Source organism: uncultured Nostoc sp., assembly GCF_964245575.1.
Classification (GTDB): domain Bacteria; phylum Cyanobacteriota; class Cyanobacteriia; order Cyanobacteriales; family Nostocaceae; genus Nostoc.
This window is the reverse complement of the sequence record NZ_CAXTNP010000256.1, coordinates 1-11392: the sequence shown is the minus strand read 5'-3', so window position 1 is coordinate 11392 and position 11392 is coordinate 1. Positions and strand designations below refer to the sequence as shown.

The window sequence follows — 11392 nt, the reverse complement described above, 5'->3', positions numbered from 1 at the left end:
AGAACATAATCTGCTTTATTTTAGTCCCTATTTTTCCTTAACCGAGCAGTATTGTTTCTGAATCTTGCTGGCTTGATAATCAGCGATCGCAGTAATCCAAGAATCCTTGCAGCGTTTGTCGCTGACCTCAACTGTGCAGCCGATTTCGCTGTAGATTTGCTTGAGTCGGGCAATAGATTTCAGTTGCAGCTGTTGATAAGTGTAGATAGCGTGAGTCATAATTAGTAGGTTCTTCAATAGGACTAGAGAAGCGCTTCAGATTACCAGTCCAGGCGCTTTCTCTATCTCTATTAAATCAAGTTCATTTGTAGTTGTCAATTTAATTTGTAGTTTTAATTTTGTAGCTTTATTTTTGTAGTAGAATTTTGTATAGATGAGTTCGGAGCATCCATTTATGAAGTTAAGAGAGTCTTTGGGATTAACCCAGAGGCAAATTGCTGAAGTGGTGGGAGTAACAGATCAAACTGTTTCTAACTGGGAGCGAGGAGTTAATTTACCACGACTTACTCCGATGCAGACAGCAAAATTATGTCAAATCACCCGACTATCAATTGAAGAGCTTGCACAATTGTTTAACCAGTAAAACAAAAATGATCACTGGTCAAACTATTAACTTGCTTTCTTTGTTGTTCTTTCTGCTGTAAAAGCAATCACATCTATTTTTTCCTTTCCTGTCTAACCACTTATCGGCTGCTTAGTATGACTTTAAGGGGAGCAACGCGAAAAAGTGAGATCGGGGTTTAATTCTCAGTTACATAGCTAGATTCTCAATAAAAACAGGTATTTCGTTGCGATCGCACTATTAAACAGGTCATTTATACCCCTAATTTTTAGCACCTCACAAAATCGCGTTGCTCCCGACTTTAAGTGGGTAGATACAAGGACAGTTGAAGCACTTATCAAAGACAATTGCGTTTAATACAATCGCAGTTGACCACTACAGCCAAAATTTATTTGTAATCAACTCTGAGCAAATACCACTGAGTTAGAAAAGGTGGCCTTGTGAATAAACCACTCTCTCGGCACAAAAAAGCCACCTCTGCCACATCTAGGGATAGCACACCGCCATATGATCAAGACCTTGAAGATATCTCCCTTCAAAAAGACCCAGCTTCAGCAACAATTACGGTTACTGCTGTCGAAATTCCAGAGTTGACAGAAGAAGAACAGCGCGATCGCCTGCACCTGGAGAGGAAAGTGGAAAGGGCGTTTTTTGAGGCGGGGAAAGCGCTGACGGAATTGAGGGACAGACGACTTTATCGCTCCACGCATAAAACATTTGAGGAATACTGCCGCGTTCGCCCTTGGCGTTGGCGAAGCCATCGCTTTGGGCATAGTCGGCAACAATCAAATTATTTGATTGCCGCAGCTGGTGTTTACGAAAATTTGACAACCATTGGTTGTCAAAATGTGGTAAATGAGAATTTGGCAACCAATGGATCACAAATTCTGCCCACGAGCGAACGCCAAGTCCGACCAATGACCAAGCTTGAACCCCAGGAACAGCAAGAAGTGTGGCTAAGAGCAGTAGAACTTGCTGGCGGGAAAGTGCCAACTGGCAGAATCGTCAAAGACGTGGTGCAGCGCATCATCGAAAGAACTCAAGTACCGAACACCTACCAGTTAGGCGAAGTCTGCCAAATCCTTGCAAAGGACAACCCAGAACTCAGAGGAAAGGGTGGGTGTTGGGGGATTGTCAGCGCAGTGAACGACTTTAGTTGCACCGTAAAGGTTTGGGATGGCGAACACACCATTGGGTTGCAGCACCTGAAGTCCTTCAACTACTTGCCGCAGGAGTGTTAGCAGGTTCAGGAGATTAGCGATGCCTGCGGCGGGCTACGCCTACGCATTACACGAGCGTATTCAGGCGCGTTAGAGGAGTCTGTTCAAAAGTTTTTGGAGTCGCTGGGGAAACTGAATCGAGCTTATTTGACGGCTTTGGAAGAAAAAGTACTGAGTCTTTTTGAGTTGGAAATTACACAATAATGCAACAACGAAACAATGCTTTGTGTGATTTTAAGAATTATCTGAAAGTAGAAAAAATCAAAAAAGTAGAATTTATACTCGTGCAGTTACAGAGGTAACGGTAAAAACTTGCTGAGGATTGCTGCCTGTTTGAATGCTTTTGTTTCTCTTGCCACAATTCATATCTGGATTAACAGAATTTTATTAATAGGATAGGTTCCAGGAAGTTGCGATCGCCCCGTGGTCGATTACCCCGTTACTGGGTCGAGTTTAGGAGAATGGTGCTTAAAACGTGTTCATGTAGGTCATGAGCGGATTTACCACAGCTAACAGCATTATATAAAGCTTGTATGAATTTGATTGTTGCTTGAGTAAAGATGTTGTCAGCTTATCTATAAAATTAACTTATGTATTTTTGAGTACAATCCTATATCACAAAATTATTTCTGATAAAAGAAGAAATTGCGTTTTTGCCAAGAACGAAACGAAATTTCACAATATATCGAATTTTAAAGAAGCGAACAAAATCCATCTGTACGGAGAATAAATTTTTGCTTATACATTTAGTAAAATGTATTAAATTCTACAAAAAGTTAGATTTTGAAGATTAGGCAAAGAAGTTTGTTTAACCTGGGATTAGTGATAAATAATATAACTGTGTTGATTAAATAGGTAGATACAAAAAAACCTAACTATATAACAAAATGTAAAATATTTGAAACCTTTGTGATTGCTTCACTTTGCTACGCTAGGTTTGCAATCATATAGTTATAAATTTTTCCACCTACGTACTTAAGCTTAAAAAGCGAATTGCGAACTGCGAACTGCCAATTGTTCGGTAACAGCAATATCTCCCAAACCTAACCCCCCGACAAGCCTTCTTTATAAAAGAATGGAGTTTCAAAGCCTCTCGGGCTGTGGATGTGAGGTTTATAGTATACTTTGCGACTTTTCAAACATTTTCTTAGCAAGCAATTGGCAAGGCACAGATTTAATACTACTTCTTAAAGGTTGCTATGTACCGACTGAATCGATTCTGGTGGCGTTTTAGCTTACAGTTGCTTTTAGTGTGTTGTTTAGCGATTGGCGGAGCGTTCGGTGCAGATGTGTCGCAGGCACTCGCCTCCTCTGGGGATTATGCTTTGATGCAAAGCGCACCGAATACCACCCAAGAGGCTGACAGTTCTATATTTATACCTGAAGCAAGATTTAAGGAATTTAATGTTGCTGTAAAAGGAAAACCTGATTTTTTCAACTCTAATGCCCATATCCAAAACATCTCTTTGGCTCCTAATGAAACAGAATTAATCACTGCGAAGCATTCTAGTTTTTTATTGAGTCAAATTCCGGTTCAGGCTATCAGTAAAAAACTTCCTCGGACAAACGATGGGCTAAAGAACGATGACTCACAATGCGTTCCTTGCTTAACAACATGCGATAATACTAGGCGATGTACTGCTGATTCGCCACTCCCGTGTCAAACATTATCTTTAACTTCTTTGAAGTGCATCAGCACTTATAATGGCGGAAATACAAGCGACAAAGTTTCGTTTGGGGGGGGAATTGTTTGCAATGTTCCTTCTCCCATGAAAAATGGAGACTCGTGCTGTTTTTCTGACGGGGGGCTAATTGTTAATAATCCAGTTGATGTAAAATTAGATATTCTTGAGCATGGGACTATTGCCACTAAGCAGCTATTTCCAACCTGGCCGCACTCTGATAAGGTTTACTTCAAATCGGGCAAGAGTCAAGCTAACTACGAGCTGACATATTCTTCCTTTCCTTCCTTCTAGCAGGAAGGCCAAGATTCAGCAACAAAGTCACTCTCTAGCACTGCCCCATCCACGCGACGAGAAAAATATACGCTCAATTCGTCAAGTTTGACGCAAATCCTGGAAGCAACAAAGCAGATATCATCGGTGTTCTTTATCTGAAACTGCTATGTTTCGCCTAAAAACGATCTTTGCAGGCTAGTTTTGACGACGCTTTTTTGACAATCAAGCAGTCAAGTTATTTCTGCAATGTGCTGCACTTAACCGCATGATCCCGTTAGGCAAACCAAATATCTACAGAGTAGAAGATTAATTACCAACTCTATCGAGATAACAGAGCAAATCTATCTAAATTACTCTTGATCAGAACCAAGGTTAAGAAGCAACGAAAAAATCAGCATTTCTGGTTTGGTTTAGTTTCCAAAACTCAAAGCGCGATACTAAACTTATGTCAATAAGCATAAGCAGAAATTAATACGACTGTTTTCGAGGCTGTTGAGAACAAAGTCATTTTGTTGACATGATGCGTTTGGCCTAATCGAGAGAAGCTCTGTCTTTTTTTTGTTTTATGCAACAAAGCCTATGACTCTCAATGAAACAGCACACTCACACATTCTGCTTATAGGCGGGATTTTTCTTTTATGTCTAGCCGAGTTCACCCCTACCCAAGCACAAAACGTCCCGGTTGCAGATACAACCTTGCCTATTAATTCCGTGGTTAACCCGCCCAAAGACAATATTAGCGCTATCACTGGGGGAACCGTGGCGGGTCGCAACCTGTTCCACAGCTTTCAGCAATTCAATATTGGCGAAGGACAAACAGCCGATTTCGTTAGTCCTAGCGCGGCTATTGAAAATATTTTAATTCGGGTGACGGGTGGTAGTGGCTCCCAGATTATGGGAACTCTTAGCACCTCTGGTGTTTCTAATCCCAACCTATTTCTAATTAACCCTAAAGGGATTGTTTTTGGCCGGAATGCCAAACTGGACATTCGTAGTTCGTTTATAGCGACGACAGCCGATGCCATCGATTTTGGAAATCAGGGCTTTTTCAGTGCTTCTGCTCCTAATAACCCTGAATTACTAAAGGTCAATCCTTCCGCTTTTCTATTCAATCAAATTGCCAATCAGCCGATTAATTCTATTGAAGTAAATGGAGCATCTCTATCGGTTGATAACGGTCAGAATTTGTTGTTAGTGGGCGGGAATGTCACCTTAGATAATAACGCAATTTTGACTGCACAGGATAGTCGAATTGAGTTGGGAGGAGTCACAGGTTCAACAACAGTAAAGCTAAATGTTGAGGCTAATACTCTACGTTCAAATTACCCTGCACTAGTGCAACGAGCAGATGTATCGCTTACGAATTCTCAAGTTCAGGTCACTGGCGAAGGGGAAGGTAGTATTGCAATCAACGCAGAAAGTTTAAATATGAACAACAGTAGTCTTGAGACTCAGACAGCACAAATATCGGTGCAAGCTAATAAGTTTGTATCTCTTGCAAGTAGTTCTATTACTACGATTACAGAAAAAAGCGTTGGCAATGCTAGTAACATCAATATTCAAACTGGGTCGTTAGACTTAACCAACAATTCTAATCTAATTATCAGGAACGAGGGAGAAGGGCGTATTGGGAACGTCACTATTAAGGCTCAAAATATTGTCTCTGTTGACAATAGCCTAGTCGAAAGCCAGGCTTATGAGTTACAAGATGCTGGTGCAATCAATATTACGGCTGGGAAAGTTACCTTAACCAACGGTGGTGTAATCTCGTCCAATACCTGGGGAAAAGGGAAGGGAGGCAATATTACCGTCAATGCTAGCTCTGTCAACATTTCTGGGGTTAATGCAGATCCAATACTGGGATACTCTAGCGGTTTGGAGACTTCTAGTGAGGGAGAAAACAGTGGTCAAGGTGGCAGTATTAATGTGAATACTAAAGAATTGTCCCTATCAGACGGAGGAGTTTTGATTGCGCGAACTAGAAATGCCTCCCCAGGCGGTAAAATCACTGTTAACGCCAACACTTTTGAGGCTACTGATGGCGGACAAGTGATCACCACTACCTTCGGCACCGGACGTGCAGGTGACATCACGGTAACAGCCACTGACTGGGTAAAAATTTCTGGGAGCGATTCGACTTACTTTGATCGGTTTCAGCAGCAAAAGTATCCTACTATAGTTGATAATGATGATCCTGCCAGTGGTCTGCTTGCTAACGTACAAGGTAACCAAATTGCTAATGCAGGTAACATTCTGGTACAGGCTGCCTCTATTAATTTAGACAACCAAGGAGTGATTTCAGCTACAACCACATCAGGCGAGGGTGGTAATATAGAGTTGCAACCGCACGACTTATTGCTAATGCGCCGTGGCAGTCAGATATCCACCACCGCAGGCACTCAAGGATCTGGTGGAAACGGCGGCAATATCACCATCAATGCCCCATCGGGCTTCATCATTGCCGTGCCTAGTGAAAATAGTGACATCACTGCCAATGCTTACACAGGCAGTGGTGGGAGAGTGGATATCAAAGCGAATGGTATTTATGGTATTGAGTTCCGTAAAAGTTCAACTCCCTTGAGTGACATCACTGCTAGTTCAGAATTTGGTAGACAAGGCATTGTAGAACTTAACACACCTGGTATCGATCCCAACAGTGGCTTGGTTGAGTTGCCAACAGTACCAGTTGACACCCAAGTAGCTCAAGGTTGTTACAGTCCAGGTTATGCTCAAAGCTCCTTTGTGATCACTGGACGCGGCGGTTTACCATCCAATCCGAGAGAAGCTTTTAGCAATGATACAGTTCAATCAGAATGGGCAACTCTCGTTTCTAGCAGTCATAATCGCCAGCCTCAAGCTGCTAGCAAAGATTCGCTCATTTCTATGCCAGCACCTATTATTGAAGCTACAGGATGGGTGACTAATAGTAAAGGTGACATAATATTGATAACTAATCCACATAGCGCCACTCCCCATAGTTCCGGGCAGCCATCAACAGCTTGTGGTATATCAACATCTGCTCACGAGCATTAAGTTGAGAAACCCGCATGAGTAAGCATAGTAAACTCAATGGATTTTGGCAAAGAGTTCAACACCCTCTTAGACAGTGGCAGGCAATATCCGTACACCGTGTTAGTTTAATCATATTCCTGGCGCTATTTTTAATAACAGCAATTTTGCCCAGCGCTGCCCATATTGTAGTGAACACGTCAGCTGATGATTTACGTAATACAGAAAATTTAGTAGAACAAGGCAGGGTTTTATACGAATCTCAGCAGTTTAGTGATGCAGTGAAGATTCTACAACAAGCTGTTAGGAACTATGCTGCTGGTGGAGATAAATTAAGACTTGCGATGACATTAAGGAACCTATCTTTAGCTGATCAACAACTTGGTTTATGGACAGAGGCGCAATCCGCGATCGCTCAAAGCCTTTCATTATTACAGAATGTAGAAAATTCACCAGAACGTTCACAAATCCTTGCTCAAACTTTAGATGTTCAAGGACAGTGGGAATTAGCGCGAGGACAAAGTGAAAAAGCACTACAGTACTGGGAAAAAGCTGCCAATATTTATACACAAATAGGCGATGAAGATAAACTTATTCGCGATCGCATTAGTTCAGCTCAAGCTTTACAAGTTCTGGGGCTTTACCCGCAAGCTAAGAAAATCCTAACTGAGGTTCAACAGAACTTGCAAAAGCAACAAAACTCGACTTTAAAAGCTATAGGACTGCGTAAGCTTGGCAATGTACTACGAGTAGTTGGGGATTTAAAGGAGTCTGAGGAAGTATTAAAGCACAGTCTAGAAGTGGCTCAAGAGTTGCAATCAAATCAAGAAGTCGCTGAAGCTTTAGTTGGCCTAGCTAATACAGCCTTCTATTTAGGGAATACTCAAGCTACTTTAGATTTTTATCGACAGGCTGCTGCTATATCCATTCCCTCAAGTACGCGTATCCAATTGCTGTTGAATCAATTTAGCTTTTTCGTGGAGACAAAGCAATGGAGTAGCGCGATCAGATTACAGCCTCAAATTCAGTCAGAAATTAACAAGTTACCCCCTAGCCGAATGGCAGTGTACGCTAGGATTAACTTTGCCCAGAATTTAGGGAAACTTAAACAAAAGGCAGGCGCAAATATAGCTTCTTGGCTAGAAATTGCCCAAATTTTAGTCAAGGGTGTTGAGCAAGCGCAAAGTTTAGAAGACAAACGAGCAGAATCTTATGCTCAAGGAACTCTCGGCTGGGTGTATGAACAAACAAGACAATTTGCCGATGCCAAAGAATTGACACAAAAAGCTTTACTTATCGCACAAAGTATTGAAGCGTCTGACATTGGATATCAGTGGGAATGGCAGATGGGACGTTTGCTCAAAGTTCAGGGAGATGTAAACAGCGCAATTTTATCTTATTCTCAAGCAGTTCAAACCCTTCAGTCTTTACGTAGCGATTTTGCTGCAAGCAATCCAGGAATTCAATTTTCCTTTCGAGAAAATGTAGAGCCGGTGTATCGAGAGTTAGTTGCACTGCTGTTACAAGTAGAAGGGAACTCAGAACCATCATCAAAAAATCTTACCCAAGCTCGTTCTTTAATTGAATTTTTACAGTTGGCAGAACTAGACAACTACTTTCGCCAAGCTTGTTTAACTATCAAAGTGACAGTAGACCAAGTAATCGAGCAAGACCAGACAGCAGCATTTATCTATCCAATTATTCTACCAAATCGATTAGAGGTTATTCTTAAGTTACCTGGGCAAGAGGATTTAAAACACTATGCTACTAATGTAACAAAGCAAGAAGTAGAAAGCACACTTAAACAATTGCGTGCAAACATTATTAAACCCCAAGCACTACTAACAGTTCAGTCCTTATCTAAACAGGTATATGATTGGTTAATTCAGCCGGCTTCAGCAGTCCTTGCAAAAAATCAAGTCAAAACCTTGGTATTCGTATTGGATGGAGCGTTGCGGAATGTGCCGATGGCATCACTTTACGATGGCAAACAATATCTTGTGGAAAAGTATGCACTCGTACTGACCCCTGGTTTACGGCTGTTTGACCCCAAACCCTTACCTAAAAAGCAATTGCAAGTGTTAACAGCCGGATTAACTGAGGCACGTTTAGGATTTTCCGGATTACCTTACGTAAAAAATGAGTTAAAACAGATTCAATCACAAGTAAAAACTAAAGTGCTGCTCAATCAGCAGTTTACCTCCCAGGCGTTCCAAAAACAAATTGAATTGTTACCTTTTAAAGTAGTTCACTTAGCAACTCACGGACAGTTTAGTTCTAATGCTGACCAAACATTTATTTTAGCTTGGGATAAGCAACTTAAGGTAAACGAGTTGAGTAATTTATTGCGAACTAGAGAAGAAAATAGACCGGAAGCTGTAGAGTTGTTAGTGTTAAGTGCTTGTCAAACAGCTAGTGGTGATGAGCAAGCTGCTTTAGGGTTAGCTGGGGTAGCTGTTCGTGCAGGTGTACGTAGTACCTTGGCTTCCTTATGGAACGTGGAAGATGAGTCTACCGCTACTCTGATGAGCCAGTTTTACAAAGAATTAATTGAAATGCCTCAAATGAATAAAGCCGAAGCACTTCGTCAAGCCCAGCTGACTCTTTTAAAAAATCCTTCGTACCAAAGTCCAATCTACTGGGCACCCTATGTTTTAGTAGGCAATTGGCTTTAATTTTTTCCTTCATGCTGCTAATCTGCAAACAAGGTAATCAATCAATTTTCAGAATGGCAGCAATTTACTATGGGTTCAGGAGCAATATCAGCCAAACCAATAGCTTGCAATAGGGTAGTCCAATCAGTATTTTTTGGGTCGTTACGGCGAAGTCCAGATGCTATCGTTAGCGCGTCGTACCAATATCCATTGCTGGCATAAATAGTAAGGCGTTGCTGTGGAGTTGCTTTCTCCAAAAGAGTCTTTTGGACTGAGTTCACTGAGTTCCTTTGAATCCATCCATCAATAGAAATAGGTGGTTGTTCCGGCTGGCAGTAAATATTAAAATACCAGTGATATTGCTGTCCAATTTCCAAAGATACTGCCGTGGATGCAAGAGAAATATTGACAATCCCTGGTGTTCCTGAAAGTAAGACAGGGGTTTGATAGACAATGTTTCCTCTTATATCTTGCAATGCAAACTCAGCGTTAATTTTGGATGAATAAGGAACATAAAACCAGAAGCTGGGATTAGAAGTGGTTATTAATCCAAAGACTAACCCGGAATTTTTTGAGCCATAAATTGGAACCAAGGCTGTAAGCGACTTTTTTTTAACATTAGTGAATTGCTTGTCGATATTCTCACAGCCACGCTTTCCTCCGGCAGTGCGGTGACCAGGTGCACCGATATCATCTGGTGGAAGAGGTGTATTAAAGATTAATGGTTTGTTTAATTGTTGACTTGACCTAGAAGTCGGACTTTGCACAAGAATTACCGATTTGTTAGGCTGTGCCTGTACTGTTGTCAAACCGAGTGATACCAAACTGATAGTGAATGCAATTTTAATCTGTAAAATAAGTAATTTCATTCTACTAGGAACGTTTGACTGCCGGGAACTAACTCTATAGTCGCAGATAAAGGCAGTTATATGCCTGATTAAAGCTGTTTATTTTCTGCATCAATTGTTTGATTGCAATTTTTGTAAGGGGAGCAATGCCTATTATTCGGTGAAACCCTTGTTTTTAGCTACAGATGCGGTATAAGCTGTGACACTACCACCTGTAATCACCAAAGTTAACGCTGCTGGAACAAGTGGTGTCCAACCACCCCAAACGAACAGTATCAAGCTAAGTCCAGATAAAAAACCGAGTGCACTAACCCCCGCTATTCCTAACTGCAAAGGATTGCGAATACGCCACGATAGTATTCCACCCAAAACAGACCAACTCCAAATCCATAAAGCTTCGCTCCAAGTGGACCAAACCCATAATAAGGATCGTCCATCTAAAACTGCACTCAGAATTTGACTAACCATGTGAGCATGAACAACTACCCCAGGTATTGTTCGATAGAATCTTTGTCTAGTACTGTAAGGAGTAGGAAAATAATCACCAGCGCTTTGAGCCGTAATGCCAATAATAATTACCCGATCCTTTACCATCTCCGGCTTGACAATACCAGTTATTACATCTTTTAATGTCACTTGTTCGGCAACTTCTAAAGAATCAGAAGAAGAACGGTAATTAAGCAATATTTGGTAGCCCAAATCATCTATTTGTTGATAGCCGCCCATGTGCGATCGCCAACGCTTAAACACAACCTTCCCAATCTGCAATTCCTTTGTTCGGGTATACTTAGGAGAAATTCCTAAAGAGTTGAGATAATTAAATGCCAACTGAGCGCTAAAAGCGTAGCGAGTAGTACAAACAGATGTGTAATCTGGTTTCATAGCTATAAGATGGCGACGCAGAATTCCATCTGGATCTTGCAAAAAATCACTAAATCCTTGACGTTCTACAGGAATTTCTGGAGGAGGTGAAACGCCTGGTTGATTTATTTTTGCTTCACTAGCTTTGCAAATAGCTATTAAGCTACTATCTTGCCGCATCCAAGAGCCTAAATCTGCCTTGCTGGGATCTACGGAAAAATCACGATAGATATCTAAACCAATAGTTCGTGCTTTGAATTGTCTAAGTTTTTGCAAAGCT

At 41.3% G+C, this 11392-nt stretch carries 8 protein-coding genes; 5 read left to right on the top strand and 3 right to left on the bottom strand.

All coding sequences use genetic code 11. The annotated features are described in order from the left end of the window. Positions 1–27: 27 nt before the first annotated feature. Positions 28–219, bottom strand: coding sequence for a hypothetical protein (locus ACFFAP_RS29975; RefSeq protein WP_375514624.1), 192 nt, complete (start codon positions 217–219; stop codon positions 28–30). A gap of 154 nt (positions 220–373) precedes the next feature. On the opposite strand from ACFFAP_RS29975, the gene ACFFAP_RS29970 reads away from it, so the two are divergent. From ACFFAP_RS29970 to ACFFAP_RS29950, 5 genes are all read left to right on the top strand, one after another. Next, positions 374–583: a helix-turn-helix transcriptional regulator gene (locus ACFFAP_RS29970; RefSeq protein ID WP_190900068.1), complete on the top strand. Its 210-nt coding sequence runs from the start codon at positions 374–376 to the stop codon at positions 581–583. 419 nt (positions 584–1002) lie between these two features. Next, positions 1003–1803 carry a hypothetical protein gene (locus tag ACFFAP_RS29965; protein ID WP_375514623.1) on the top strand — a complete coding sequence of 267 codons (801 nt, stop codon included), beginning with the start codon at positions 1003–1005 and terminating at the stop codon, positions 1801–1803. Between the two features lie 1178 nt (positions 1804–2981). Then, positions 2982–3758: a hypothetical protein gene (locus tag ACFFAP_RS29960; RefSeq protein ID WP_375514622.1), complete on the top strand. Its 777-nt coding sequence runs from the start codon at positions 2982–2984 to the stop codon at positions 3756–3758. A 561-nt stretch (positions 3759–4319) separates the two neighbouring features. After that, positions 4320–6773: a filamentous hemagglutinin N-terminal domain-containing protein gene (locus tag ACFFAP_RS29955; protein ID WP_375514621.1), complete on the top strand. Its 2454-nt coding sequence runs from the start codon at positions 4320–4322 to the stop codon at positions 6771–6773. A gap of 14 nt (positions 6774–6787) precedes the next feature. Next, positions 6788–9424: a CHAT domain-containing protein gene (locus ACFFAP_RS29950; RefSeq protein ID WP_375514620.1), complete on the top strand. Its 2637-nt coding sequence runs from the start codon at positions 6788–6790 to the stop codon at positions 9422–9424. A gap of 41 nt (positions 9425–9465) precedes the next feature. Here ACFFAP_RS29950 and ACFFAP_RS29945 read toward each other — a convergent pair whose 3' ends face one another. Next, positions 9466–10272 carry a DUF928 domain-containing protein gene (locus tag ACFFAP_RS29945; RefSeq protein ID WP_375514619.1) on the bottom strand — a complete coding sequence of 269 codons (807 nt, stop codon included), beginning with the start codon at positions 10270–10272 and terminating at the stop codon, positions 9466–9468. Between the two features lie 132 nt (positions 10273–10404). Next, on the bottom strand, positions 10405–11392 hold a 988-nt coding region (locus ACFFAP_RS29940; RefSeq protein WP_375514618.1), incomplete at its 5' end, for a CHASE2 domain-containing protein.

Coding starts and splice junctions, on each gene's coding strand:
- ACFFAP_RS29950 (WP_375514620.1), top strand. CDS start 6,788: ATGAGTAAGCATAGTAAACTCAATGGATTTTGGCAAAGAGTTCAACAC.
- ACFFAP_RS29945 (WP_375514619.1), bottom strand. CDS start 10,272: ATGAAATTACTTATTTTACAGATTAAAATTGCATTCACTATCAGTTTG.
- ACFFAP_RS29975 (WP_375514624.1), bottom strand. CDS start 219: ATGACTCACGCTATCTACACTTATCAACAGCTGCAACTGAAATCTATT.
- ACFFAP_RS29970 (WP_190900068.1), top strand. CDS start 374: ATGAGTTCGGAGCATCCATTTATGAAGTTAAGAGAGTCTTTGGGATTA.
- ACFFAP_RS29955 (WP_375514621.1), top strand. CDS start 4,320: ATGACTCTCAATGAAACAGCACACTCACACATTCTGCTTATAGGCGGG.
- ACFFAP_RS29960 (WP_375514622.1), top strand. CDS start 2,982: ATGTACCGACTGAATCGATTCTGGTGGCGTTTTAGCTTACAGTTGCTT.